The 26,879-nt window shown below is 62.6% G+C and carries 25 protein-coding genes; 13 read left to right on the top strand and 12 right to left on the bottom strand.

The genetic code is table 11. The annotated features are described in order from the left end of the window. Window positions 1-13: 13 nt before the first annotated feature. Window positions 14-235, top strand: coding sequence for a hypothetical protein (locus tag KTR60_RS07755; protein WP_042923314.1), 222 nt, complete (start codon window positions 14-16; stop codon window positions 233-235). A gap of 352 nt (window positions 236-587) precedes the next feature. Here KTR60_RS07755 and KTR60_RS07750 read toward each other — a convergent pair whose 3' ends face one another. Genes KTR60_RS07750 through KTR60_RS07740 form a run of 3 tightly spaced genes read right to left on the bottom strand, consistent with a single transcriptional unit; the run spans window position 588 to window position 2,461 of the window. After that, window positions 588-1,196: a signal peptidase I gene (locus KTR60_RS07750; protein WP_054827776.1), complete on the bottom strand. Its 609-nt coding sequence runs from the start codon at window positions 1,194-1,196 to the stop codon at window positions 588-590. A 10-nt stretch (window positions 1,197-1,206) separates the two neighbouring features. Next, window positions 1,207-1,824 (bottom strand): hypothetical protein, encoded by a 618-nt coding sequence (locus KTR60_RS07745; RefSeq protein ID WP_228402012.1) that lies wholly within the window; start codon window positions 1,822-1,824, stop codon window positions 1,207-1,209. A 7-nt stretch (window positions 1,825-1,831) separates the two neighbouring features. Then, window positions 1,832-2,461, bottom strand: a complete 630-nt coding sequence (locus KTR60_RS07740) for a SipW-dependent-type signal peptide-containing protein (protein WP_058227456.1) — start codon at window positions 2,459-2,461, stop codon at window positions 1,832-1,834. Between the two features lie 227 nt (window positions 2,462-2,688). Here KTR60_RS07740 and KTR60_RS07735 point away from each other — a divergent pair, with 227 nt between their 5' ends. The 6 genes from KTR60_RS07735 to atzF all read left to right on the top strand — a co-directional run bounded on the left by KTR60_RS07735 (window position 2,689) and on the right by atzF (window position 8,846). After that, window positions 2,689-3,678, top strand: a complete 990-nt coding sequence (locus tag KTR60_RS07735) for an LLM class flavin-dependent oxidoreductase (protein WP_039973481.1) — start codon at window positions 2,689-2,691, stop codon at window positions 3,676-3,678. 9 nt (window positions 3,679-3,687) lie between these two features. After that, window positions 3,688-4,908, top strand: coding sequence for an MFS transporter (locus tag KTR60_RS07730; protein ID WP_228402011.1), 1,221 nt, complete (start codon window positions 3,688-3,690; stop codon window positions 4,906-4,908). 96 nt (window positions 4,909-5,004) lie between these two features. Then, window positions 5,005-5,811 (top strand): SDR family NAD(P)-dependent oxidoreductase, encoded by an 807-nt coding sequence (locus KTR60_RS07725; protein ID WP_042923321.1) that lies wholly within the window; start codon window positions 5,005-5,007, stop codon window positions 5,809-5,811. After that, window positions 5,808-6,341 (top strand): carboxymuconolactone decarboxylase family protein, encoded by a 534-nt coding sequence (locus KTR60_RS07720; protein ID WP_047268860.1) that lies wholly within the window; start codon window positions 5,808-5,810, stop codon window positions 6,339-6,341. The genes KTR60_RS07725 and KTR60_RS07720 overlap by 4 nt, the downstream gene beginning before the upstream one ends. Window positions 6,342-6,417: 76 nt before the next feature. After that, window positions 6,418-7,119: a GntR family transcriptional regulator gene (locus tag KTR60_RS07715; RefSeq protein WP_019744458.1), complete on the top strand. Its 702-nt coding sequence runs from the start codon at window positions 6,418-6,420 to the stop codon at window positions 7,117-7,119. Window positions 7,120-7,136: 17 nt separating this feature from the next. Further along, window positions 7,137-8,846, top strand: a complete 1,710-nt coding sequence (gene atzF, locus KTR60_RS07710) for an allophanate hydrolase (RefSeq protein ID WP_054186870.1) — start codon at window positions 7,137-7,139, stop codon at window positions 8,844-8,846. 3 nt (window positions 8,847-8,849) lie between these two features. Here the strand turns inward: atzF and KTR60_RS07705 are convergent, their stop codons facing one another. Then, complete coding sequence (locus tag KTR60_RS07705) at window positions 8,850-9,425, bottom strand: TetR family transcriptional regulator (protein WP_003941498.1); 576 nt, start codon at window positions 9,423-9,425, stop codon at window positions 8,850-8,852. Window positions 9,426-9,493: 68 nt separating this feature from the next. Between KTR60_RS07705 and KTR60_RS07700 the strand changes: the two genes are divergently transcribed. Then, entirely contained in the window at window positions 9,494-11,095 is a 1,602-nt protein-coding gene (locus KTR60_RS07700; RefSeq protein ID WP_003941517.1) for an MFS transporter, read from the top strand. A gap of 52 nt (window positions 11,096-11,147) precedes the next feature. Here KTR60_RS07700 and KTR60_RS07695 read toward each other — a convergent pair whose 3' ends face one another. Beyond that, complete coding sequence (locus KTR60_RS07695; RefSeq protein ID WP_228402010.1) at window positions 11,148-11,999, bottom strand: SDR family oxidoreductase; 852 nt, start codon at window positions 11,997-11,999, stop codon at window positions 11,148-11,150. Between the two features lie 118 nt (window positions 12,000-12,117). Here KTR60_RS07695 and KTR60_RS07690 point away from each other — a divergent pair, with 118 nt between their 5' ends. Beyond that, window positions 12,118-12,567, top strand: coding sequence for a winged helix-turn-helix transcriptional regulator (locus KTR60_RS07690; protein WP_007735410.1), 450 nt, complete (start codon window positions 12,118-12,120; stop codon window positions 12,565-12,567). Here KTR60_RS07690 and KTR60_RS07685 read toward each other — a convergent pair. The 3 genes from KTR60_RS07685 to KTR60_RS07675 all read right to left on the bottom strand — a co-directional run bounded on the left by KTR60_RS07685 (window position 12,543) and on the right by KTR60_RS07675 (window position 16,158). Beyond that, entirely contained in the window at window positions 12,543-13,535 is a 993-nt protein-coding gene (locus KTR60_RS07685; RefSeq protein WP_063314797.1) for an iron-siderophore ABC transporter substrate-binding protein, read from the bottom strand. The two genes, KTR60_RS07690 and KTR60_RS07685, sit on opposite strands and share 25 nt — an antisense overlap. Window positions 13,536-13,718: 183 nt before the next feature. Beyond that, complete coding sequence (gene lpdA, locus KTR60_RS07680) at window positions 13,719-15,122, bottom strand: dihydrolipoyl dehydrogenase (RefSeq protein WP_003941477.1); 1,404 nt, start codon at window positions 15,120-15,122, stop codon at window positions 13,719-13,721. Between the two features lie 49 nt (window positions 15,123-15,171). Next, entirely contained in the window at window positions 15,172-16,158 is a 987-nt protein-coding gene (locus KTR60_RS07675; RefSeq protein ID WP_058038501.1) for a dipeptidase, read from the bottom strand. A 233-nt stretch (window positions 16,159-16,391) separates the two neighbouring features. On the opposite strand from KTR60_RS07675, the gene KTR60_RS07670 reads away from it, so the two are divergent. From KTR60_RS07670 to KTR60_RS07660, 3 genes are all read left to right on the top strand, one after another. Beyond that, window positions 16,392-17,441, top strand: a complete 1,050-nt coding sequence (locus KTR60_RS07670; RefSeq protein WP_007733735.1) for an alpha/beta hydrolase — start codon at window positions 16,392-16,394, stop codon at window positions 17,439-17,441. Window positions 17,442-17,696: 255 nt separating this feature from the next. Next, complete coding sequence (locus KTR60_RS07665; RefSeq protein ID WP_007733734.1) at window positions 17,697-18,713, top strand: alpha/beta hydrolase; 1,017 nt, start codon at window positions 17,697-17,699, stop codon at window positions 18,711-18,713. Between the two features lie 84 nt (window positions 18,714-18,797). After that, window positions 18,798-20,849, top strand: coding sequence for a prolyl oligopeptidase family serine peptidase (locus tag KTR60_RS07660; RefSeq protein WP_047268841.1), 2,052 nt, complete (start codon window positions 18,798-18,800; stop codon window positions 20,847-20,849). A gap of 4 nt (window positions 20,850-20,853) precedes the next feature. On the opposite strand, the gene KTR60_RS07655 is transcribed toward KTR60_RS07660, so the two are convergent. Together KTR60_RS07655 and ppk2 are read right to left on the bottom strand one after the other, a co-directional pair. After that, a complete protein-coding gene (locus KTR60_RS07655) occupies window positions 20,854-21,687 on the bottom strand; it encodes an alpha/beta fold hydrolase (protein ID WP_042450422.1) in 834 nt (277 codons plus the stop codon). Window positions 21,688-21,738: 51 nt separating this feature from the next. After that, window positions 21,739-22,653 carry a polyphosphate kinase 2 gene (gene ppk2, locus KTR60_RS07650; RefSeq protein WP_007733731.1) on the bottom strand — a complete coding sequence of 305 codons (915 nt, stop codon included), beginning with the start codon at window positions 22,651-22,653 and terminating at the stop codon, window positions 21,739-21,741. A gap of 145 nt (window positions 22,654-22,798) precedes the next feature. Between ppk2 and KTR60_RS07645 the strand changes: the two genes are divergently transcribed. Then, window positions 22,799-23,002, top strand: a complete 204-nt coding sequence (locus tag KTR60_RS07645; RefSeq protein WP_003941534.1) for a PspC domain-containing protein — start codon at window positions 22,799-22,801, stop codon at window positions 23,000-23,002. A gap of 271 nt (window positions 23,003-23,273) precedes the next feature. Here the strand turns inward: KTR60_RS07645 and KTR60_RS07640 are convergent, their stop codons facing one another. Beyond that, a complete protein-coding gene (locus KTR60_RS07640) occupies window positions 23,274-24,719 on the bottom strand; it encodes a wax ester/triacylglycerol synthase domain-containing protein (RefSeq protein WP_007733729.1) in 1,446 nt (481 codons plus the stop codon). A gap of 282 nt (window positions 24,720-25,001) precedes the next feature. Beyond that, window positions 25,002-26,627, bottom strand: coding sequence for a chaperonin GroEL (groL, locus tag KTR60_RS07635; RefSeq protein WP_003941476.1), 1,626 nt, complete (start codon window positions 26,625-26,627; stop codon window positions 25,002-25,004). Window positions 26,628-26,879 lie beyond the last annotated feature (252 nt).

Genomic DNA, 26,879 nt, shown 5'->3' with positions numbered 1-26,879 from the left:
CGTCACCTGATTCGTGGGGCTACTCGCCGATACCGATGCCCTGTTCGAGGTATCGCACGCAGCCCCTGCCGTAATCGGCGATGCCACAGTGACTATCGGCGCACTGACCAGATCAACCCCCAGTAGAGACAGCAAGTTCACTGTCACGGTCATCGAGGTGAGTGTCGACGTCGCATCGGTATCCGAAACAATTGCCGACTGGCAGCGGCCGCTCGCAGGCTGCCCGACCGAGTAGGCAGCGCACGACGAGATCGATCCGGTCCGGGACAACGAGTTGACGCCCAGTAGCTTTGCAACCACCAGATTGGTTGTGTCCAGGTCCTTTCCAATCGTGTTCTGTTGTGAGACACCTTCGAACATCGAACTGCCGAAAAGATCTATCACGATTCCGCCACTGGACAACCCGAGCCCGCCGGCGCCTCTGCCGTACCCACTCGTCGTCCATGAACCGGTGGAAATCGGGCCGGTAACGTACTCGGAGTCTGTCCACGCCGCTTCTGTCTCTCCGAGGAGTGGGTGAGACGAGAAACCAGAGCCCAGAACAACCGCAACTGCCAATACGATGACTGAAAACAGGTGGCGACGCTTCATTGTCTACCGCCGTCTGGCGGTAGAAGAACCTGAATGGGTTCGGTTTTCGGGTCGGCCGAGTCGGCATCATCGTCGTCATCGGTATTGCGCGGCCAGAATACCGCGACCACCAAAGCGGCCATGGTCAGCGTGATCGCCCCCAGAACAAGAGGATTCGAGAAGTAGACGATCACCCGCGCCAATCCCGGAACGTGCCAGAGCACCTTTCGGACCGTGGTGACCTCGTATACCGCGGGATCAGCCGAAGCGTTGGCATCACCCTTGAGATCGAGAATCGTAATGCCGTTGTCCTGGGTGCGAGCGGAGACGACCCGGTGGGTCACCGGCAGTTCGGACACTCCCCGATCGACGGTGACGACGTCGCCCACCTCGACGGAATCTGCCGGTACTTCCCGCACAACTGCCAGAGATCCGGTCGGAATGGTCGGCGACATCGATCCGGTCTTGAACATGATCAGTGTGATGTCGAAAACGAAGGCACAGATCACCAAAGCGATACAGATGACCCCACCGACTGCAAGAACCTGAAGGATGCAGTCCCCGATGATCGTGGGGACCGAACGCTTCTTCGTCCGGGCATGTGTTGCCCGGGCATGTGTTGGCATTGCAGCTCCTTCAGGGTGTTGCACTGAACTGCCAAGTGGGAGTTGCCGTTTTACCGGTCAGCGCCGAGTTGCTCCAATTAGCCGAGGTTGCGGGCAGCGAAATCTCGAAGCACAGCGCCACCGCGGCGCCCGGGGACGCTCCACCGGTGGGTAGCGCGATGGCCCCGACTGCGGAACCAGTTGAGAGCGACGGAAACACCGTCGCACTTCCCACCACGAATTGTGGTGTTCCCGTGGAGAAGGCCGACGCATCACAGGTCGTCGACTTGACCACCCGATACCGCAGCGCCGACGCCAGAGTGGAGTCGCCGGCAACCGTGGCCGCCTGCAGAGTGACGGATGCTGCCGGCGAGACCGGCACTGTTCGAAGAGATATCGGGCCGTACGAGAACGCACCGGGGCGAATCAGGAGCGCCGAGGGTGTGTACGTGAAAATGCCAGGGGCACTGGATGCATGCGACGACCATCCACCGCCGACGTTCGACTCGATTCCGAAGGTTCCGGTGCGAAACGATGCATCGCCCATCGTGCTGTCCACCCAACTGGCAGCCACGGTGGTTGCACCGATACCCAGGACGAGTCCCGAGGCCGCCAGTGCGTACACCTGACGCATTCGCCGTGTGACCACGCAGGCGTCAGGGGGTGGACTGGCCGGTGAACTGCCAGAGCAAGCGCCCGGTGTCCTTGCCCGACACGATCGAGGGGTCGACTCCGGCGGGCAGCGTGACCGCGAAGCACAGTTCGACCGGCACACCCGTGCCTAGCAAGGTGACATCCGAACCCGAACCTGCCGTCAAGGCCACCGGACTAGCTGTCGTGCCCACCCATGCTGTGCCTGCTCCAATTCCCGCCGCCGTGCAGGCCGTGGAGGAGACACCTCGATACACCGAGTACCGCAGGGCGGGTTTGAGATCGGCATCACCGCCCGTCGCACCGAGTAGTTGTACCGTCGCGCCGGAAGTGCTGGCCGTGGGACCGATCCGTAGCGCTACCGGCGCGTATACCGTCGTTCCGGGTGCGAGTGTGTTGAATCCCGTGCTGAATTGGAAGTGGCCGGCGGAAGCGTCGACTTGATACTCACCCCAGGTCGTCAGTCCGTCGAAACTGCCCTGGAGATTCCAACTTCCCGTCTTGAACTGCGCGTCGCCGAAAACGTTGTCTGTCCACGCCGCCAAGGTGACAGCGGCGCCGATACCGAGGACAAGTCCTCCGGCAAGTAACGCACGTACTTTGCGCTTGTTTACAGCCTTCCGATCAGTGGCCATGCTGGTCTCGATTCACTTGGAATGCGAAAGAACCTCCGATTCGGGAAATCTAGCCCCCAATTTCATCCGAAATATCCGAAATGACCGAAATCGAGACAAGAACTTCACGCCTTGTCCGCCTCGCCACCATCCGTGGGCGCTGACCAGGCGGAAATAGGAAAGCCGGCCAGATGGTTGCACCTTCCAACGACGTTTGCGTTCTATTCGCTGAGAAAGGCACCACATTCATGGCCGTCCCACTTTCCATCCTCGATCTCGCCCACATCGGCGACAACGAAACCGCCAAAGACAGCTTCGACGCCAGCGTGACCTTGGCGCAGCGTGCCGAGGAGTGGGGTTACAAGCGAATCTGGTATGCCGAGCACCACAACATGGGTTCCATCGCGTCTTCGGCCACCAGCGTTCTGATCAGCCACGTCGCCGCGCACACCAGCAAAATCCGCCTCGGCGCCGGTGGAATCATGCTGCCCAACCACGCACCGCTGACGATCGCCGAGCAGTTCGGCACCCTCGAGACTCTGCACCCGGGTCGCATCGATCTCGGTCTCGGTCGCGCGCCCGGTAGTGATCAGAAGACCATGCAGGCTTTGCGACGCGACCCGAGTTCTTCGGACAGCTTCCCGCAGGACGTACTCGAGCTTCAGGGCTACCTCGGCGACACTTCGCGCGTCCCCGGAATCAATGCCGTTCCCGGTAAGGGCACTCACGTTCCGCTCTACATTCTCGGATCGTCACTGTTCGGAGCCAAGCTCGCCGCGATGCTCGGCCTGCCGTATGCATTTGCCTCGCACTTCGCCCCCAACGCCCTGCGCGACGCCGTCGCGATCTATCGACGCGAGTTCAAGCCGTCGGAGCAGTTGGCGGAGCCGTACGTCATCGCGGGCGTCAACGTCATCGCCGCCGACACCCATGAGCAGGCTCAGCAGGACTTCCTCGCGGCCAAGCGTTCGCGCGTCAGCCTTCTTCTCGGACGCGGACGCAAGTTCACGGACGACGAAGCGGACATGCTGCTCGACTCCCCCGCGGGTCAGCAGGTTCTGCAGATGACCAAGTACAGCGCCATCGGCACGCCCACGGAGGTCCGCGCCTACCTCGACGAGTTCACCGAGCATGCACAGGCCGACGAGCTGATCACGGTGTCGACCGGCACCAACCGCGAGGCTTGGTTGCGCACGTTCGAACTCCTCGCCGACGTGAGCGATCTGGTACCCGCCTAAGCTGCCGGTATGGGCGATCCATCCCGTCGCGGGTTCATCTCGGTACTGGCAGTTCTACTTTCGACGGGTTGGGCCGCCAACCACTTTGCTTCGCTCATCCCGGTTCTCCGGGTGGACGAGGGTCTTTCGCATACCGTGCTCGACGGTGTTTTCGGTATCTACGCGCTCGGACTCCTACCCGGCCTGTTGACCGGTGGAGCACTGTCGGATCGCGTCGGCCGAGCTGTAGTCGTCCTGCCCGGAGCGCTCATAGCCTCGCTCGGAACCTTGATTCTTCTTCTCTGGCACGACGCGCCCGGGCTCATGGTCGGGCGCCTCGTTGTCGGTATCGGTGCCGGTCTGGCAATCGGCGCCGGCACCGCGTGGGCGGCTGACCTTCGCGGCAAGTCCGGAACCGTGATGGCGGGCGTAGTACTCACCTCGGGTTTTGCACTGGGACCACTGTTTTCGGGTCTGTTGGCACAATTTGCCGCCTTCCCACTCGCTACGCCCTTTGTCGTCTCGGCCGTCTTGTCGGTGGGTTCGGTTACCGCGGCAGCTGTGTGGAGTCGTACACCTGTTCCCGTAGAAGCCGCGACCATCACACCCGTCCCAGACGGCGCGGAGCGCTCCGTCGCAAATGCGCCAGACGGCGCGGAGCGCTCCGTCGCAAATGCGCTGCTCTGGGCACTTCCGTTGGCGCCGTGGGTGTTCGCCAGCGCAACAGTCTCTTTTGTGACCATGACGGCCAGGCTCGGGGACCGCTACTCAGGTCCTCTCCTTCCGGGTTTCGCGGCGGCGCTGACTCTGGGTGCTGGAATCCTGGTTCAAACCGCTGCGCGCCATCGCAATTGGGGTCCTCAGGCCGGCACGGTCGGCGCCGCACTGGCGGCGCTCGGATACTGCCTGGTCGCCGTCGGCGGCGCACACCCCGCGCTCGGGTTGTTCATCGTCTGCGCGCTCGTCCTCGGTACGGCCTACGGACTGTGTCTACGCGAGGGACTGCTCGACGTCGAGTCGCTGGCTCCCCCCGCCTCGCGGGGCGCGTTGACCGGGATCTTCTACGTCGGCACCTATCTCGGATTCGGACTGCCGGTGCTACTGGTTGTCATCGAACCCACGGTGGGTCCGTCACTGCCGTTGGTGATCCTCGCCGCTGTTGCCGCCGTCGTTGCCGTGGTCCGATTCCGCCGATTGCGGTCGACACAGGCTTCCGCGTCACATCCGCGTCTCGAAGCCGCATCGGTCTGAACACCCGTTCGGACGGAGTTGGCGGTACTTGCAGTCGCAGCTACCCGGCGGTGTTAGCGTCGGAGGACCAGAAGGTCACTGCGTAGGGACACAGCAATGGGCAAGAGCGAGGCGGGCAAGGCCGAATCGGCCAAGAGTAGTGCGGACGACCTGACGGGTCGGCGCATCCTGATCACCGGCGCTGCCCGCAATATCGGTTCTTCGCTGGCCAGACGCCTGTACGACCGTGGTGCGTCCGTGGGACTGCTCGGCCTCGAGCCTGAACTTCTCGAACAAGTCGCCACTTCCTGCGGCCGCGCGCCGTGGCAGTTGTGCGACGTCGCCGACCTCGAGCAGGTATCTCGCGGCGTCGACTACATCGCTGAGAAGCTGGGAGGCATCGACGTCGTCGTCGCCAATGCCGGTGTCGAGGCGAACTCGTCGATCCTCGGCGGCGACCCTGCGGACATGCGCCGCGCCGTCGAAGTCAATCTCATGGGCACGTACTACACCCTGCGCGCAGCCGGTCCGCACATCAGTCACGAAAACGGTTACGCCCTGGTGGTCGCCTCGGCTCACGGCGCCGCCAAGCATCCGTTTCGCGGACCGTTCGGTGCTTCGCGCGCCGGCGTCGAAGCCTTGGGTGACGCGTTGCGCTTGGAAATGAAACACCTCGGCACCAAGGTGGGCGTCGCGTATATCGGCGACATCGACACCGATACCACCGCACTGTCGTTCGACGGAGCACGCGGAACCCTCGCCAGCGCCGGCACCACGACCGTCGCTGACGCCGTCGACGCGTTCGAGCGCGGTATCGTCGGCCGGAAGTCACGCGTACACGCGCCCCGCCGCAGCGCCGCGGTTCGCCACATCGCGCAACGAGCTATCGACCTCCGTCCCTCTCACATCCGTGGAGTCGCATGAACCCCCGCATCCCGCCCGGCCGATTCAAGGACCTCGGTCCGATCAACTGGGGAATCTGGCGTGTCCTGTCGAAGGCTGCCGGAGCACCCGATGCGCATCTGTTCAGCACCTTGGGGCGCACGGGCGGACTCTTCCGCGGTTGGCTGCACTACTCCGGCTCACTCATGCCCGGCGGCAAGATCTCTCGCCACGACACCGAACTGATCATCCTGCGGGTCGCGCACCTGCGGGACTGCGGTTACGAGATGGATCACCACATCAGGCTCGGCCGCAAAGCCGGAATCGACGCAGAAGAACTGGCCCGAATCATCGAGGGCCCTGGCGCTTCCGAGTTGAGTCCGCGTCACCGTGCGATCTTGACTGCGGTCGACGAGTTGGTCACCACCAAGGACGTCACCGACAACACGTGGGGAACGCTCTCGCAGCATCTCGACGATCGTCGGTTGATCGAATTCACCTTGTTGGTCACTCAGTACGACGGCCTGGCCACCACGATCGGAACCTTGCGGGTTCAGCGCGACTTCTCCTGAAGTTCCGCGGCGGCCGTAACTCAGCTCTAACCCGAAGACATCTGGACGAAACACCTGATCAATAGCGTATACAGGTATGTCGACAGGGATGAATACGGCGCCGGAGCCACTGCGTGAGGTGGTCTACCGGGAACTACGCACCGAACTGGTCAACGGGACTATCGGGTTCGATCAGCGCCTGACGGAACCGAAACTCTCCACGCGTTTCGGCATTTCTCGCACACCAGTACGGGAAGCGTTGACGATGCTGTGCGCCGATGGACTCCTGCGCCGGGAAGAGTACGGGTTCTCCGCCGTGCGCCCGAGTATCCCGCGGATCCGAGATCTGTATGAACTCCGAATCACTCTGGAACTACAGGGAATTACCCGGGCGATCGCAGATCCGACGATCCGGCACGACCGAACAATCCTCGACGACGAATTGGTGCGGTGGCGTGCCCTGGCTCTCGATCCGCCCGCTCAGGAACCGGGGTTCGTCGAACTGGACGAGGAATTCCACGTCGCCGTACTGAGGGCGTCGGGAAACAATGAACTGGTCGCGTCGCTGCTGTCGGTGAATTCCCGTATCCGGCACGTTCGGATGTACGACTTCATGGTCAACGGCCGCATCGACACCTCGATCGCGGAGCACATTCGAATCCTCGAAGAACTACGTGCCGGCAATCTGCCCGAGGCCCGCACGCTTTTGCACCAGCACATCGGCGAGTCTCTCGACGTCGTCCTCGACCGGGTGACCCGCGCGATCACCGCGCTCTCACTCGCCAACATCACGGACTGATCGGAGCAGTACACACCATGACCATCGCAGCAGAAGTTTTCACCCCGACAGCCCGGGTCGAGCAGGCATTCCAGCGGATCGAGGAAGTAGATCGCCCCGAAGTCTGGATCACGTTGCGCCGCAAGGAAGATGTGCTTGCCGATGCCGCTTCGGTCGAAGCCAGAATCGCCGCGGGCGAGCATCTTCCTCTGGCTGGGCGTCTGGTCGCCGTCAAGGACAACGTCGACGTCGCCGGTCTGCCGACCACAGCGGCGTGCCCCGAATTCGCGTATTCGCCGGACGAAACCGCCAGTGCCGTTGCGCGGTTGATCGAGCACGGGGCTGTTGTTCTGGGGAAGACCAATCTGGACCAGTTCGCCACCGGACTGGTCGGAACGCGCAGTCCGTACGGAGCCGTTCGCTGCGCCTGGGACGAAGAGTTGATCTCGGGCGGTAGTAGCTCCGGATCCGCCGTCGCTGTCGCGCTGGGAATTGCAGACATCGGAATCGGCACCGACACCGCCGGTTCCGGCCGGGTGCCGGCAGCGTTCCACGGGATCTACGGACTCAAGCTCTCGCTCGGCGTCATCCCAGCCCACGGAGTAGTGCCCGCCTGCGTCGACTACGACGCTCTGACGGTATTTGCCGACGACCTCGAATCGGCAACCGCGGCAGCGGCAATCATGATCGGCCACGAACCTCGAGATCCCCGCAGCCGCGTCTGGCCTTCCGACGTTCGTCTCGCGGCGGCGCCGAATCCCCGCGTCGCCGTCCCCCGAATCGAGGATCTCACTCAACTGAGCCCGTCGTATACAGCAGCATTTCAGGACACTGTGGCAGCTCTGGTAGCCGGCGGCGCCGAGACCGAGACCGTCGACATATCCGGACTGCTCGACGCGGCCCGATTGCTCTACGACGGCGCCGTAGTGGCGCAGCGGTACGCCGCTGCCGGCGAGTTCCTCGAAACTCGTCCTGCCGGAGCAGATCCCGCGGTGTCCGACATCGTGCTCGGTGCGAAGCACCCCACCGGATACCAGCTAGTCGACGATCTCGATGCTCTCACCCGCGCCAAGGCTGCCGCCCGGGAACTCCTCGCCGGGTTCGACGCCCTACTGCTTCCCACCACCACCGAACACCCGACGATTGCCGCCGTGACCGAGGATCCGTTCGGAATCAACCGCCGGATGGGAACTTTCACCAACTTCTGCAACCTGCTCGACATGGCGGCCGTCGCGGCGCCCGGACACCGCACTGCCGAAGATCACCCGTTCGGCGTCATGTTCGTCGTACCTGCTTTCGACGACCAGAGCGCCATCGACCTCGCTGCGCGACTCGGCGGTGTGCCTTCACCTACCCTCGTCGATACCGGAATCGACCTCGCAGTATTCGGCGCTCACCTGCGCGGGCAACCCCTCAACACACAGTTGGTCGACCTCGGCGCGCGGTACGTCGAAACCGTCACGACCTCGGATGCCTACCGGCTCTTCGCTCTCGACACGACGCCACCGAAGCCCGGCCTGGTACGCCGTGGCCCTGGACTCGGCGCACCGGTCGTCGGCGAGATCTTCCGAATCTCACCGGCCGGGCTGGGAACGTTCCTCGCCGCCTTGCCTGCACCGATGGCGCTCACGAGCGTCGAGTTATCCGACGGCAGAACGACAGTCGGTTTCAGCTGCACTCATGACGCCGTAAACGGCGCAGCTGACATCACCGACTACGGCGGTTGGGCCGCGTACCTCTCTCGCTGACAGTCACGGCTTGCAGATTCGAGTGACGGCCTCGCGCACCACTTCACGGCGGCGCGCGATCTCGTCGGCGTCGACGTTCTGGTTGTCGGCCACACCGGGGGCCACCACCCAGCCGAACACGAGGCCGAACAGCATCGTGATCAGGTCCTGGGGGTCCCAGTGCTTCGAGATGAGGCCGTCTTCTTGAGCCTTGCGGATCGTGGCCATTCGCGGAACCCAGCTGGAATGTTCCTCGGCCAACTTCTTCATCCGTGGTGCCTCACCCTGCAATTGACCCCAGATCATCATCCGTTGAATCTGTGGTTTGCCGAGCATTGCGTCGAACAGTTCGACAGCATGCGCGGGCATGTCTTCACCGGTGAACTCGACGGATTCCATCGCCTGCTCGAAGTCGACGTCGAGCACCGCGTGGAACAACGCGACCTTGTCACCGAAATAGGCGTAGAGGCGCTCCTTACTGGCGTTTCCGTTCTTCGCAATCCGATCGATGCGCGCACCGGCAAGCCCGTAGGTGCCGAATTCTTCTTGCGCAGCGTCGAGGATTCGCTGTTTCGTCGCGGTCACGTCAGTGGGAGCCATAGTGATGATGGTAACCGAACGAACTATTTCGTTTGACTCACCCGAGAAGGCTGGAATACCTTTTTCCAATGACCACCACGTCCCACGTCGACGGCGGCACTCTGCCACCGATCCCGGCTGTCTCCGAGAATCCGAATCATCAACGTCGCTGGCTGGTGCTCTGCATCGTCGCGTTCGCTCAACTCATGGTGGTGCTCGACGGCACCATCGTCTCCATCGCCCTACCGGCAGCCCAGGAGGAACTGGGCATCAGCGACCTTGACCGCGCGTGGGTGGTCACGTCGTACGCCTTGGCGTTCGGTGCGCTGCTGCTCCTCGGCGGACGTATCGCCGACTACTGGGGCCGCAAGCGCTCCTTCATCGTCGGCATGGCGGGCTTCGCGGTTGCCTCCGGCATCGGCGGCATCGCGCAGAGCGGTATCGAACTGTTCATCGCCCGCGCCGGCCAGGGCGTCTTCGCAGCACTGCTCGCGCCCGCCGCGCTGTCGATGCTCACCACCACCTTCATCGGAGAGAAGGAGCGCGCCAAGGCTTTTGCCGTCTACGGCGCGATCTCCGGCGGTGGCGCTGCTATCGGCCTTCTCCTCGGTGGAGTGCTGACGCAGTACGTCGACTGGCGCTGGTGCCTGCTCGTCAACATCCCGATCGCGCTGATCGCCATCGCTGCGGCCGTCCCGATCGTCAAGGAAACCAAAGCGCACGGCGACACGAGCTACGACCTTCCCGGCGCTGTCCTCATCGCCCTGGGGCTCGGCTCACTGGTCTACGGATTCACACGCGCCGAGCACGGCTGGGGTCAGGCGGACACTTTGCTGTTCATCGCACTGGGTCTGGTCTTCCTCGCCATCTTCGTGGTCGTCGAGAGCCGCAGCAAGAATCCGCTTCTACCGCTGAGCGTTCCGTGGCATCGTGATCGCGGCGCTGCTCTGATCGGCTCCATGCTGGTGGGCGCCGCCCTGCTCGGCGGCACGTTGTACCTGACGTTCTACCTGCAGATCGTGCTCGGATTCAGCCCGGTCATGGCCGGCGTCGGATCGCTGCCGATGGCATTTTTCATCGTCTTGGCGTCGACCATCGCAGCGCAGTTGTCCACCAAGATCGGCCCCAAGCCGCTCATGGTCGCCGGCCCGCTGGTGGCAGCCGTAGGACTGCTCATGCTGACCCAGATCGAGGTACACAGCTCCTACTGGACGCACGTGTTCCCCGGCCTCGCCATCTTCGGCTTCGGACTCGGTCTGCTGATGGTGCCGATGCAGAACCTCGCACTGATCGGTGTCCCCGACCACGACGCCGGCGCTGCCAGCGCCCTGGTCAACGCCACCCTGCAGATCGGCGGCGCACTCGGAACCGCACTGTTCACCACGATCTACGCTTCGGCAAAGTCGGCCTTCACCGCCGACAACGCGGCGCCGATCCCGCCGGAAGGCATTCCTGTCGACATGTCGAACGCGACCATCCCGACTGGTGACCAATTGGCGCTACTCCCCCAGCCGGTGCAGGACTTCGTCGCCTCGATGACGGACTACTTCTTCGGCGCCGAGGTATCCGGATACTCGGCCGCATTCGGTTGGGCGGCAATCCTGTTGGCGATCATCGCACCGGTAGTGCTGGTGCTGGTCCGCGCCAAGAAGGGTGATCTGCCCGCCGAGGGTGCAGTCCACATGGGGTAACCCCCTGTGCGCCTTTATTAACCGCCCGCGGTTAATAAAGGCGCACAGCAGGTCAGGCCTTCTTCAACACCTCAGCCACCGGAGTGCTGCTGCGGCCGATCAACTTCTGCAGGTCACCCGACCCGGTGTCCAACGCCCCCTTGGCAATTGCAGCATCGGAATCCGCGAGAATCTCTGCGACCGGGGCAGGCAGGCCGACGCTCTCGAGAATCCCCTTGTATGCGTCCTCGCTCACGAACTGGTACGCGACAGGCTTGCCTGCAAATTCGCTGATCTTCTCGGCCAATTCGGCGTAGGTGAGCCTCTCGTCACCGCCCAACTCGTACACTGCACCTTCGTGGCCATCGGTGGTCGCGACTACTGCTGCGGCGTCGGCGTAATCCGCACGCGCCGCAGCCGCGATCTTGCCTTCCGCTCCCGCACCGACCAGTGCGCCGCGTTCGATCACACCGGCCAGGTCGTTGGTGAAGTTCTCCCAGTACCAACCGTTGCGCAACAGCGCGAACGGAATACCGCTCCGAATGAGCACGTCCTCGGTCGCCTTGTGCTCGGCAGCAAGCTTCATCGGCGTGTCCTGAGCATTCAAGATGCTCGTGTAGGCGATGAATCCGACGCCGGCAGCCTTCGCCGCGTCGATGATGTTGGTGTGTTGCGCGAGCCGTGACCCCACTTCACTTCCCGAGATCAGAACCAGCTTGCCGACGCCCGCCAGTGCGGTTTCCAACGCCGAGGCATCGGCGTAGTCCGCTTGGCGTACAACTACTCCGCGGGCGGCGAGGCTTTCCGCCTTCTGTGGATTGCGGACCACTGCGACGATGTCGGACGCGGCGGTTCCCCGCTCGATCAACGACTCGACTACCAGTTGTCCGAGGTTTCCGGTTGCGCCGGTGACTGCAATGCTCATGCGAACTCCCGATCCAGGTTGAAGCGTAAATACGTTCTGCAACCATCATGCACTTATTTTTCGTAAGTGCAACACGTCGAGTTAGCGCTATGGGATCGTGCAGTAGTAGCCTGGGTTCATGACCAGCACCGACTCACCTTCACGTGCTGCCCAGACCCCTGATCCGAATGCCGACGTCGTGGACCCAACGCTCGAGGCTGACGTCTTCGCTCGCGGGTGCAACTCTCGGGCGGCATTGCAGAATGCAACCGGACGCTGGGGAGCACTCGCGCTGGCGGCATTGAACGAGGGCCCGTACCGGTTCAGTGCCCTGCGCCGACGCGTCGACGGAGTCAGCGAGCGCATGCTCTCGCAGACCCTGCAAACACTCGAGCGGGATGGCCTCGTGCACCGTGAGGTACTCGAAACCATCCCGCCCAAAGTGGAATACAGCCTGACCGAACTCGGCGCCGACGTCGCCGCAAAGATCACGGCCCTGATCGAACTACTCGAATCGCAGGTGCCGAAAATCGTTGCGTCACAAGCGTCGTACGACGCCCGGAATCAGCTCAACTTGTCCGAGAGCTGAGCGATGAACTCGTCGAATGCGTAGGGAACGCTCAGCACCGTCGGAGCGGACGTAGCCATCGCGTAGTCCATTCCGACCAGACGAACCAGACGGCCGTTCGACACCGAGGTCATGTTCGCGAACGGACCGAAGGACATCAGCTTGTCCAGGTTGGTGCCGTCGGCGTCGACGAGAATGAAGACGTCGGCGTCGAGTGTGTCGATGGATTCCATGCCCACGGACACCGAACTGTCGCCGGAAGTGCACACTGCGTCGACACCGGGCGAGGTCTTCACCCCGAGCTGGCCGAGAAGACGGATCCGCGGGTCGGTGCCGCAGAAGACGATCAGGCCCTCGTCGGTGCGCATTGCATACGTTGCGGTTTTGCCCTGGAACTGTGGGTGATCAGCGGCCTGCTTCTCGAAGTACGCCCCGGTCTCGTCGATCAGCGTCTGAGCCTGCTCCGGCTGTCCGAGCGCTGCACCGATCATGCTCATCTGCTTGTCCCACGCCGTATCCCACGGCTGGTCGGGGAACGCGACGGTCGGCGCGATGTCACTGAGACGCTTGTACTCGCCCTCGTCGATGCCGGAGTAGACGGCGAGGATCACGTCGGGATCGAGCCCGAGGATCTGCTCGAACGGGATATCGGGATTGGTCGTCATGAGAACAGGCTTGGCACCGTTCAGACGCGAAGCGTCCCAGGGCAGGATGTTGTTCTCGATGCCGGCGCCGGAGAAGCTCTCCATGGCGACCGGAACCTTGTTCAGTGCGATCACCGCATCCTGGCCACTCCATCCGATGGTCACGATGCGCATAGGCTCCGCGTCGATCGTCGTCGAACCGTAGGCGTGGTCGACGGTCACGGGGAACGCCCCCGCCTCGGCGGCACCCGAAGCTTCGGCGTCCGATCCGGAGTCACCTGAGGTTCCACAGGCGGAGAGCGTCAGCGCGACGCAAGCCGCGAGCAGTACGGAACGAGTTTTCATGAGTGGTCCTTCGAAAGCCGAATGGTCGACTCGGGACGCTAATGCGTTGCGCGCCTACACCCCGACTCGAAGGCCTCAGATGGCGGTTTCGCAACACAACTCGACACAAAAGACGAAAAACCCCGTGTGCCTTTCCGGTAGTGCGAACTACCGAAAAGGCGCACGGGGCCGAAGGCCCTGCCGTCAGAAGTTGATCATGTGGCCGGCGAGGCCGTGGATCGCCTCCTGCAGTGCCTCACTGAGCGTGGGGTGGGTGTGGACGTTGCGTGCCAACTCGTTGACCGTGAGGTCCCACTTCTGGGCCAAGGTCAGCTCGGGCAGCAGTTCCGAAACGTCCGGTCCGATGAGGTGCCCGCCGAGCAGTTCGCCGTACTTCTTGTCGGCGATCAGCTTGACGAAACCGGTCGGGTCACCGAGACCGTGTGCCTTGCCGTTGGCAGCGAACGGGAAGTTCGCGACCTTGACGTCGTAGCCCTCGGCCTTGGCCTGCTCCTCGGTCAAACCGAACGAGGCGACCTGCGGCTGGCAGAACGTCGCACGCGGCATCATCCGGTAGTCACCGAGTGTCTGCGTCTCCGCGCCGCCGATGGTCTCGGCAGCGACGACAGCCTGAGCTTCTGCGACGTGCGCGAGCTGCAGCTTGGCGGTGACGTCACCGATGGCGAAGATGTGCGGGACGTTGGTGCGCATGTAGTCGTCGATCGCGATGGCGCCGCGATCGGTCAACGCGACACCGGTGTTCTCGAGACCGAAGCCCTCCACGCGCGGTGCGAAGCCGACGGACTGCAGAACCTTGTCGACGACCACGGTCTCGATCTCGCCGGACTTGTTGTCCTTGATCGAGACGGTGACCTTGCTGCCGTCGTCGCTGATGGACTGCACAGCGGCACCGGTCTTGATGGTGACGCCGAGCTTCTTGTACTGCTTGGCGATTTCCTTCGAGACGTCGGCGTCCTCGTTGGGCAGTGCCCGATCGAGGAACTCGACGATCGTGACGTCGACGCCGTAGTTCTTGAGGACGTAACCGAACTCCATGCCGATCGCGCCGGCACCGACGATGAGGATCGAACCCGGAAGGTCACGGGTGAGGATCTGCTCTTCGTAGGTCACGACGTTCTCGCTCAGCGAGGTGCCGGGCAGCAGCTTGGTGTACGAACCGGTCGCGATGATGGCGTTGTCGAACGTGATCGTCTCGGTGCCACCCTTGCTCAGCTCCACGCTGATGGTGTTGGCGTCGACGAACGTGCCCTTGCCGTCGTACTCCGGGATCTTGTTCTTCTTCATCAAGAAGTGAATGCCCTTGACTCGCCCGTCCGCGACCTTGCGGCTGCGATCGAAAGCGGAGCCGAAATCGAAGGACACGTCTCCGGACATGCCGAACGTCTTCGCTTCTTTCGTGAAGATGTGCGCGAGTTCGGCGTTACGGAGAAGCGCCTTGGACGGAATGCAGCCGACATTCAGGCATACACCGCCCCAGTACTTCTGCTCGATGATGGCGGTGCTCAGGCCCAGTTGTGCCGCGCGGATAGCAGCGACGTACCCACCGGGGCCGGCTCCGAGGACAACGACGTCATAGTGTGAGGTCACGATTCACCAGGGTAGTCCTGCATCGTTTCGCTGTCCCCAGATGGTCGTATTACCCGTCGGTAGCCCACACTTCTCGGGCAACTCGGGCGAAATTTCCGCCGTACACGGCCTCGATCGACGGCTCGTCGAAGCCCCGCTCACGCAATACCTGATCAAGTGTCAGCACCTCCTCCGGAGGAGTCCACTGCAGTGGCCCCCACGCGGTGTACGCCTCGGAGAACGACGACGGGTTCTGCTCGATCTCTTCGCGGAAGTCGTCGGCGTCGAATGAGAAGTCGGAGCCGATCCCGACATGATCGATGCCGACGAGTCCCACAGCCTCTTCGATGTGGTCGGCCATCGCGGACAGCCGAGCCTGGTCGTCATCCGGTCCGTTGACGCCGAGGAATATGCCCACGCCGTTGATCCCGACGACGCCGCCGGTCTCCGCACACGCTCTGGCCTGATCGTCGGTGATGTTGCGCGGATGCTCCCACAACCTTCGGAGGTTCGAGTGGCTGTAGATCATTGCTCGCTGGGTGATAGCTGAGATGTCCAACCCCGTCTGTACAGAACAATGTGAGCCGTCGACCGTCATTCCGACGCGATTCATCTCGGCAACCAGGTCACGGCCGTATCCACTCAACCCCGTGTCCGCCAGGTCCAAGCAGCCGCAGCCGGCAGCGTTCATGTAGTTATACGTCGGCAACATCGAGCGGACTCCGAGGTCGTAGAAGTACGAGACGTTGGCCAGGTCTCCCTCCAGCGGATTCGAGTCCTCCAGGTCGAAGGCCAGGGCGATTCCGCCGGACTCCTGAATCTCGACGACGCCGTCGACGGTGAAGACAGGGGTGATCTCCGGGAACTCGACCCGCGCCTGCCACGCGAAACTCTTGGCGATTGCCGTCGAGTCCGCGCGAGTCTGCGGCGAGTAACCGACGTTCACCGAAACGTAACTCCCCGCTGGGCGCTGATATCGGAGAAGATCTTCGACAGACGCGTTCGACTGCAGAGGTAGGCAACAATGTTGTTCCCATAGTGGATATGTCCGGTTCACTCACTAATCCCGTCGATGATCAGGGAAATTCACCTGAAACTGGTCGTACGTTCAGCAAATCTCTGGTTCACTGGCGGATAACGCACCGATGCGGTAGAACTTACAAGACTCACACGCCCTGTACCTATCGACAGAGCATGTACCCAGCATGAATTCCCGTACGGGAACAGCAACAAAGGACCGTTCACTCCTGGGCGGATTCGAAGGAATTTTAGGTGGAGGTTTCTGAACGTATGCGTGCTCGCACTTTCAAGCGTGGCCGTCTGGTCGCCGCTGTAGCCGCAGTATCCGTGCTGCCGATGCTGATCAGCCCTGCAGTGTCGTCCGCAGGCGGAGATCCGTCGACCACCACGGCAACTGTTGCCAAGGCAAACACAACGGGTTCCAAGCTCTCGAGCCGCACGGACAACGGGCGCATCGCCACCATCAAGGTGTACTCCCCTTCCATGGAACGCGATATTCCGCTCGAGGTCATCCTCCCGGCAGACGGCAGCGAACCCCGCCCGACCCTCTACCTGCTCAACGGTGCAGGCGGCGGCGAAGACCGGGCGACGTGGCAGCGTCAGACCGACGTCAACGAGTTCTTCGCTGACAAGAACGTCAACGTCGTCACCCCGCTCGAAGGTGCATTCAGCTACTACACCGACTGGGTGAACGACGACCCGTCCCTCGGCCGTCAGAAGTGGCAGACGTTCCTGACCCAGGAACTCCCGCCCGTCATCGACGCCGAGTTCAACACCAACGGCGTCCAGTCGATCTCCGCGATCTCGATGACCGCGACCTCGGTCCTCAACCTCGCCATCGCAGCTCCGGGCCTCTACAAGGGCGTCGGTGCATACAGCGGATGCGCCGAGACGAGCACACCGGTCGGCCAGTCCTCCATCGAACTGGTTGTGGGCATGCGCGGCGACGCTGACGTGACCAACATGTGGGGCCCCCTCGACGGCCAGGGCTGGATCGACAACGACCCCGTCGTCAACGCCGAGAAGCTCCGCGGCACCGAGCTCTTCATCTCCACCGGCTCCGGACTCCCCGGCCCGCACGACACCCTGAACAACGAGGCGATCAACGGACAGGTCGGCACACTCGCCAACCAGGTGATCGTCGGCGGCGTCATCGAGGCAGCAGTCAACTACTGCACCCACAACCTCGCCTACCGCCTCAACGATCTCAAGATCCCGGCCACCTTCGACTTCAAGCCGACCGGCACCCACTCGTGGGGCTACTGGGAAGACGATCTCCACAACTCCTGGCCGATGCTCGCTCGTTCGATGGGCATCTGACCGAAATCGTTCCGACTCGACCCCGCTCCCTGCACTTCCGGGAGCGGGGTCGAGTGCTTGTCTGGGCCGATTCGGGGGTTAATTCGGGGGTTAATTCCGGGGCCAATTCAATTGTCAGGCAATCGAATCGCGTCACTTTCTGCGCCCGCTCTGCTTTACTGACACATAACAAAAAGTGAACCTGTTCCAGTAAGGGCTCACAGGCACTTCGATCCGTTCCGGATCCGAAGACATTCAGGTGGAGGATCCGAACGTATGCGTGCTCGAATTTTCAAGCGTGGCAGTGTGATCGCAGCTCTCGCAGTGGCCACGGTGCTGCCGATGCTGATCAGTCCGGCGACAGCTTCTGCGGGCGGTGACACGTCCGGATCGCACGTCGTGAGCAACACCAAGACCGGCGACCGCAAGGTCACCATCTCGGTCTTCTCCCCGGCGATGGATCGCAACATCCCGCTCGAGGTCATCCTCCCCGCAGACAACAGCGAACCCCGCCCGACGCTCTACCTGCTCAACGGTGCAGGCGGCGGCGAAGACTCGGCGACCTGGCAACGCAAGACCGACGTCATGAACTTCTTCCAGGACAAGAACGTCAACGTCGTCACTCCACTCGAAGGCGCGTTCAGCTATTACACCGACTGGGTGAACGACGATCCGGTTCTCGGTCGCCAGAAGTGGCAGACGTTCCTGACCAAGGAACTCCCGCCCGTCATCGACGCCGAGTTCAACACCAACAAGGTCCAGTCGATCTCCGCGATCTCCATGACCGCGACCTCGGTCCTCAACCTCGCCATCGCGGCTCCCGGCCTCTACAAGGGCGTCGGGGCGTACAGCGGATGCGCTGAGACCAGCACCCCCGTCGGTCAGAGTGCGATCGAACTTGTCACAGGTACCCGCGGTGGAGCTGACATCACCAACATGTGGGGCCCGCTCGACGGTCAGGGATGGAAGGACAACGATCCGGTCCTCAACGCCGAGAAGCTCCGCGGCACCGAACTCTACGTCTCCACCGGCTCGGGACTCCCCGGCCCACACGACACTCTCGCCAATCCCGCGATCAACGGTCAGGTCGGTGCGCTCGCCAACCAGGCAATCGTCGGCGGCGTCATCGAGGCAGCGGTCAACTACTGCACCCACAACCTCGCCTACCGCCTGAGCGACCTGAAGATCCCGGCCACCTTCGACTTCAAGCCGACCGGCACCCACTCGTGGGGCTACTGGCAGGACGATCTCCACAACTCCTGGCCGATGCTCGCTCACTCCCTGGGCGTCTGACCCGATTCGTTCTCACTCGACCCCGCTCCAGTGTTTCGGGAGCGGGGTCGAGTGCTGTCGGGAGCGAGCAGTAAGAATGGACGTATGACTTCCGATCAGCAGCCCACCACCGGCGACGACCCCTACCTCTGGCTCGAAGACGTGACCGGTGAGTCTGCACTCGATTGGGTCCGTCAGCACAATGCCGTGACCGAGGAGCAGCTCACCGACAACGAGCGCTTCGATCGACTACAGAGCGACGTGCGCGAGATCCTCGATACCGACGCGCGAATCCCCTACGTCCGCCGTCGAGGTGAGTTCCTCTACAACTTCTGGCGCGACAGCACCCACGTTCGCGGATTGTGGCGACGCACGACGTTCGATCAGTACGTCACCGACGACCCGGAATGGGACGTCCTCGTCGACCTCGACGCCCTGGCCGAGGCCGAGGGCGAGAACTGGGTCTGGAAGGGCACGCAACTTCTACGGCCACACCGCAACCGTGCATTGATCAGCCTCTCCCGCGGTGGGGCAGACGCGGCGGTCGTTCGCGAGTTCGACATCGACAAGCGCGAGTTCCTCGCTCCCGAGGGCGAGAATCCCGGCTTCTACCTTCCCGAGGCCAAGACCGACATCGACTGGATCGACATCGACACCGTCTACGTCGGAACGGATATCGGACCGGGGTCGCTCACCGATTCCGGATATCCCCGTCTGGCCCAGCGGTGGAAACGCGGCACTCCCCTCTCCAGCGCCGAGACCGTCTACGAGGGCCAGGCCACGGACGTGGCGATCTCGGCTTCGCACGATCCGACGCCCGGATTCGAACGAGACTTCGTCACTCGCTCGGTCGATTTCTACAACTCTCAGCATTTCGAAGTTCGCCCCGACGGTGAACTGGTGCTCGTGGACGTCCCCGAGGACGCCGGGATCTCGATTCACCACGAGTGGTTGTTGATCCGCACCAAGTCCGTGTGGGCCGTCGAGGACACCGAATATCCGACCGGCGCACTGCTTGCCATCCGTTACGACGATTTCCTTGCCGGCTCACGAGCACTGACATCGATCTTCGAACCCGACGCACATTCCTCGCTCGAGCACTACACCTGGACACGCGATCATCTGATTCTGGTGGTCCTGACCGACGTGCGCACGACGCTGCGAATCCTGACGCCGGGCGAAAACGGCTGGGAGGATCGACCTTTCGAAGGGCTTCCAGAACTGACCAGTATCGAAATTCTCGACACCGACCCTGATGTCAGCAACGAGTACTTCGTCAATTCGAGTGGATACACCTCCCCTGCAACTCTTTTGCACGGCGTGATCGGCGAAACCGAACCCACTGCCCTCAAGCAGGCTCCCTCGTTCTTCGACGCCGAGGGCATCACCACGGAGCAGTTCTTCGCCACCTCTGCCGACGGCACCCAAGTTCCGTACTTCGTGGTGCGCAGTCCGCGTAGCGAGCCCGGCCCTACCCTGCTCTACGGGTACGGCGGATTCGAGATCTCGCTGACACCGTCGTACAGCGGTTCTCTGGGCCGTGCCTGGCTGACGCAGGGCGGAACCTATGTGGTTGCGAACATTCGTGGTGGCGGCGAGTACGGACCCGGTTGGCACACACAGGTTCTCAAGGCCGGGCGCCACAAGGTGCACGAAGACTTCGCTGCCGTCGCGAGAGACCTCGTCGATCGCGGAATCACGACCCCGGATCTTCTGGCAGCTCAGGGCGGTAGCAACGGCGGCCTGCTGATGGGCATCATGCTGACCAAGTACCCCGAGCTCTTCGGCGCCATCGTCTGTCAGGTCCCGCTGCTGGACATGCGCCGATTCCATCTCCTGCTGGCCGGCGCTTCGTGGATGGCCGAATACGGTGACCCCGATGTCCCGGAGGAGTGGGCATTCATCTCGGAGTACTCGCCGTATCAGAACATCGACGCCGCCGCGTCGTACCCACCGATCCTGATCGCGACGTCCACCCGCGACGACCGCGTCCACCCCGCGCATGCCCGCAAGATGGCCGCACGGCTGGAAGAGCTGGGCAAGCCGGTGCTGTATTTCGAGAACATCGAGGGTGGCCACGGCGGCGCCGCGGACAATGCTCAGCTGGCCTTCAAGACTGCGCTGACCTACGAGTTCCTCTGGCAGAAACTCGCCTGATCTTTCAGCGGTCGCGCAACCACGCGACGACGCGCTCGCTCACAGCGGTGGGATTGCGTATCCAACCGTTGTGACCGAGTGGTTCGTCGATGTGCGTCATCGTCACTTGGGCCCCGGAGAGCTTGTCCACCAGGTTCTTTGCCGACCGGCGTGGAGCGAGATCGTCCCCTTCGATCGTGATCGACAGAACCGGCAAGGTCAGGCGAGCGATCCGCTCCTCGTAGTCGATATCCGCACCGACGGGTTCCATGCGACCGGTCCTGGCGAACCGGGCCCAATCGGTGATCAGTACTTTCGACTGTCGACCGAAGCCGCCGACGTTGACCCGGTCTCCCGGCCAGAAGCCGGCAATGTTGGCTGTCACCGACATCGCGGACGAACCCAGATAGAGTCCGGGCGCACGGATTCCGGGGAATCCGCGGTGATACGGCGATCCGGAGGCAACCAGGATCAGTCCGCCGAGCCGGCCCCGAATCCTCGACGCGTACATCACCCCGATCTGGCCGCCCATGCTGTGCCCCATCAGAAATGGTGTGCTGGCCGGGAACCGCTCGCGCACTACCTCGAACGTCGCCGGACAATCGATCGAGACCAGTTCCTGATATCCGAAAGCACTCGACGCGCTCGGGCGCGGTTTGCTGTCACCTTGGCCGCGCAGTTCACCGATGGCCGCGTTGAAGCCGGCTTCGACCAGGGCCTGCGCCACCGGATCGTAGAACCCGGCGGGAACTCCGAGCCCGGGCAACATCACCACCACGGGTGCGTCGTCGTTCGGTCCGGGAAACAGACGGATCGGGGTCACGGTGCCGTCGGGGAGTTGGATCGGTACGGTCTCCATTCAACTCACACTAACCACCCACGCCGCGGATGGGCAGAGCACACGCGCCGACTATTCGAGGCTGCCCACGATCAGCGGATCCGGAGTACCCACGATCTCGTAATCCTTGTTGTCGTAATCGAACTGACTGAGCACGTGACGCATCGCGTTTATCCGCGCGCGTTTCTTGTCGTTGCTCTTGATGACGGTCCACGGAGCGGTGGCGGTATCGGTGAACCGGATCATCTCTTCCTTCGCCGCCGTGTACGCATCCCACTTGTCCAGAGAAGCGATGTCCATCGGCGAAAGCTTCCACTGCCGCACGGGATCGACCTGTCTGATCGCGAACCGCGTGCGCTGCTCCAGCGGTGAAACCGAGAACCAGAACTTGATCAAGCTGATGCCGTCGTCGACGAGCATCTGCTCGAACAACGGCACCTGGCGCAGAAATCGCTCATGCTCCTCGTCGGTGCAGAAACCCATGACCCGCTCGACCCCGGCCCGGTTGTACCAAGATCGATCGAACATCACCAGTTCCCCGGCGGCGGGAAGGTGCTGCACGTAGCGCTGGAAGTACCACTGCGTCGACTCGCGAGCCGACGGCTTCTCCAGCGCGACGACGCGAGCGCCACGAGGATTGAGGTGCTCCATGAATCGTTTGATCGTTCCGCCCTTACCGGCAGCGTCGCGTCCTTCGAACACGATGGCGTGCCGTGCGCCGGTTTCTTTCGACCAGTTCTGCAGCTTGAGGAGTTCGATCTGCAGCAGACGCTTGGACATTTCGTACTCGTCCCGAGGCATCCGTGCGTCGTACGGGTAGCCCTCCCGCCAGGTGTCGACCTCGAAACCGTCCGGCGACGTCAGCAGCACCGGATCGTCGTCGTCATTGTCGTCGACGGTGAAGGCGGCGGTGTCGGCCAGATCGACGGCGGTCGAGAGATCCGCGAAGGCGCTGAGGAACGGTCGGCGTTCTGCTAAATCGGTCACCGCCGACAAGGTAGTCTCCCGCAGCAACCGTTCGGTGAAGCTGGGATGAACTACCGGGGTATGACACGACGGGCTCAAAAGATCAGGGTGCAGATGGGGGTCGTCCCCGATGGTGCCTGATGCGATCTCGCTTCAGAATTGAAGCATGACATTCGAAAGCAACACACCTCGCCCCTTCACCCGTTCCAACGACAAGAAAATGTTCGCCGGAGTGTGCGGCGGAATTGCAGATTACTTCGGCGCCGACGTAAATCTTGTCCGTCTACTCGCCGTTATCGCGGCTATTTGCACGGGTGGAACCGCGGCTTTGGTATATCTCGCCGCCTGGATGCTCATGCCGTTAGGTTGAGAATTCCGGCACTTGACATGGCGAGAATTACGCGCCGACAAAAGGTATTTCGGGGCCTACGCGCCAACACGAGCAGGCCCCGAAATCGACAATCTACTTGGCGGCCTTCAACTCTCCACCGCTGAGCGCAGCGAGGGCCTCGAGACCCTTGACGGCCAGGCCACTGACGCTGCCCAACCAAGATGTTCAGTGGTTCACTTGGGACGAGCAAATGACGCCGATCAGAAAACTCAGGGAACGACAGGCGGCGTAAAGCTGAGGTGTCGAGAGATTATCGTTCGACCAACTCACGATTTTGGTCGGAAACTGCCTGCAGAAGCGCCGTGAACCCCACCCGCAATAATTCGATGTAGTGCTCGATATCTGGCATCGTCTCTCGCGAGACAATGACATTGAGCGTCAGAGAACCTCCACGCGCAGCAATGAGGAAGTGGCGCAGAATGTCTCCGTCGACCGGCGCCTGCCCGCCGAGAACTGCCACCGCCGGCGCACCTTCGAAGACATTGCCGTCGACCGATACCGGGACATTGCTGATCGTCGTGTTCTGAATGACCTTGTGCGAAGGGTCAAGCTTGTTGATCCGACGCGAGAGACCGGTGAGTCTGAGCAGAGCCGCGGGCGACGTTTCGATGCGTGTGCCGTATCGACGGACGGCTGGGTGCAAACTCCGCCCCTTTGCCATCAGCGCCGAATCCCTGATTCGTGTCAGCCGCTCGACCGGATCTTCGACGTCCGTGTGCAGATCGACCGTCAACAGCGCCAGTTGGTTGGCCGATTCCCATTCGGCGATCTGCCGCATCGATCGGGGAACCATCGCCGCCAACCCACTGCCTGATTTCTCGCCCTTCTCCGACAGGTATGCGTCGAGAGCGCCGGCGACGACGGTCAGGAAGATGTCGTTGACCGTCACGTCCGGAACGGCCGCTCGGATCGCTTTGATGTCTGCGCCGTCCAGCGTCAGGAAATCGATCGTGATGTCTCCGCCCAGCATGCCGTTGAATCGGGTCGGCAGGCGGTCGGCCGAGTACGTAGGCAGCTCTCCGGCCTCTTCCGCCTCCCGAACCGTCTCGGCCGCAACCTTTGTCACGGACAGACCCCGGCCGAAACGGATCGCCTGGCCGGGCAAACCCACGACCGTGCGCCCGATCAAATTCAGCGACGAAAGCCCCGAACCGGCACGCTTCGTCTCCGGCTTCGGCGGACCGGAGAACAGAAGGTTGGTCAGATCGCGGATCGCCAGACCGTCACCGGCCCCGTGGTGGGTCTTGAGCATGATCAGCGTCAGATTGCCCGGTAGCTCGTCGATCCCGTGCACTCCGGTCATGACGTGCAACTCCCAGGGCGGCCGGGACAAGTCCATCGGCTCACCGAGCGAGCGCCCGAGCAATTCACGAACCGGCGCCCACCCGGCAACCGGGGCACGATGGACGTGCACGTGATCACCGACGTCGAAATCGGCCGGGACCCAATAGGGATAGTCCAGATCCAGCGGAACTCGCTGGAGTCGACTCGTGAACAGTGGCCAGTATCCGAATCTTTCGGTGATCCACCGAACCGCGTCGTCGTGCGTCATCTCTGCGAGCGGATGGCCCGTCGTGTCGAAGAAGTAGGCGCACACCATGTGGCTCAGATGTCCGCCGGACTCGTTGTAGACGAACTCCGCGTCTCGCGGCCCCATCTGAGATACCGCGGCTGGCAACGAGTTCCGAAAGATCATGCATGCCCCTCAATTCCGACGCTGAACGAATGTCCGAATTGTAGCGAGCTGACATGCCGATCCTCTGGGTTCTGCTCGGAATCGTTGGGTATCACCGGATCCAGCAATCGGAAAAGGTGCCTGTGATTCCGATCGATCAGGAGGCAACCTCTTGGTTAGGTGAATCCGCAATCTGCATCGCGGCTGCCGCTGCCAAGTCATCGAAACTTGCCTCCCCCGCACGAGCAAAAGCCCGGCCCACCGAATGGTGGGCCGGGCTCCAGGAGCTAGGTGGAGATGGACTCAGAAGTCCATGCCGCCCATGCCGCCGGTCGGATCGCCTGCAGGCGCTCCGGCCTTCTCGGGCTTGTCAGCGACAACGGCTTCGGTCGTCAGGAACAGAGCCGCGATGGACGCTGCGTTCTGCAGTGCCGAGCGGGTGACCTTGACCGGGTCGTTGATGCCTGCAGCGAGCAGGTCGCCGTACTCGTTGGTCGCAGCGTTGAGGCCGTGACCTGCGGGCAGGTTGGAGACCTTGTCCGCAACAACGCCGGGCTCGAGGCCTGCGTTGAATGCGATCTGCTTGAGCGGAGCGGACAGTGCAACGCGAACGATGTTCGCGCCGGTTGCCTCGTCACCTTCGAGCTTGAGGTCGTCCAGTGCGGGAGCTGCCTGGAGAAGTGCAACGCCACCACCGGCGACGATGCCCTCTTCGACGGCTGCCTTTGCGTTACGCACTGCATCTTCGATGCGGTGCTTGCGCTCCTTGAGCTCGACCTCGGTAGCAGCGCCGGCCTTGATGACTGCAACGCCGCCGGCCAGCTTGGCCAGACGTTCCTGCAGCTTCTCACGGTCGTAATCCGAGTCGCTGTTCTCGATCTCGGCGCGGATCTGGCTGACACGACCGGCGATTGCGTCGGCGTCGCCGGCACCCTCGACGATGGTGGTCTCGTCCTTGGTGATGACGACCTTGCGTGCCTGGCCGAGGAGCTCGAGGCCTGCGGTCTCCAAGGAGAGTCCGACCTCTTCGCTGATGACCTCGCCACCGGTGAGGATGGCGATGTCGGCGAGCTGAGCCTTACGACGGTCACCGAAGCCGGGAGCCTTGACGGCAACAGACTTGAAGGTGCCACGGATCTTGTTGACCACGAGGGTGGAGAGAGCTTCGCCCTCGACGTCCTCGGCGATGATCAGGAGCGGCTTGCCGGACTGGATGACCTTCTCCAGCAGGGGCAGCAGGTCCTTGACCGTGGAGATCTTGGAGCTGACGAGCAGGATGTACGCGTCTTCGAGGACGGCTTCCTGACGCTCTGCATCGGTGGCGAAGTACGCCGAGATGTAGCCCTTGTCGAAGCGCATGCCCTCGGTGAGCTCGAGCTGCAGGCCGAAGGTGTTGGACTCCTCGACCGTGATGACGCCTTCCTTGCCGACCTTGTCCATAGCCTCGGCGATGAGCTCACCGATGGACGGGTCGCCGGCGGAAATACCGGCGGTAGCAGCGATCTGCTCCTTGGTGTCGATCTCCTTGGCGGTCTCGAGCAGGCGAGCTGTGACAGCCTCGACAGCCTTCTCGATGCCGCGCTTGAGGCCGAGCGGGTTCGCGCCGGCTGCGACGTTGCGCAGACCTTCACGGACCAGTGCCTGTGCGAGAACGGTAGCGGTGGTGGTGCCGTCGCCAGCGACGTCGTCAGTCTTCTTGGCGACCTCCTTGACGAGCTCGGCGCCGATCTTCTCGTACGGGTCGTCGAGTTCGATCTCCTTGGCGATGGAAACACCATCGTTGGTGATCGTGGGGGCGCCCCACTTCTTTTCGAGAACGACGTTGCGACCCTTGGGGCCCAACGTCACCTTGACAGCGTCGGCGAGGGCGTTGAGGCCTCGCTCGAGGCCACGACGTGCCTCTTCGTCGAACGCGATGATCTTTGCCATTGCGAAGTGATCCTCCGGATAGGGGGTGACACACAAGGTGACCGCTCGTCGGGTCACCTCATCGGCACAAGGCGACCGTTTGACCGGTCACCTCATTACACGGGCGACCGATTTGCCTGGTCACCCATCTACGCCTGTGGTCTAGTCAGTGCCCGCGACGGACGACCGGGGGTGTCTATGGTTCCCGGTCTCACTGCCTCGACCTGGCACTCACGGTTCGCGAGTGCCAACTGCATTTTTAGCACTCGAGCG

This window comes from Rhodococcus sp. C1 (assembly GCF_020809065.1).
Taxonomy (GTDB): Bacteria; Actinomycetota; Actinomycetes; order Mycobacteriales; family Mycobacteriaceae; genus Rhodococcus_F; species Rhodococcus_F qingshengii.
This window is presented reverse-complemented; position numbering and strand designations above follow the sequence as displayed.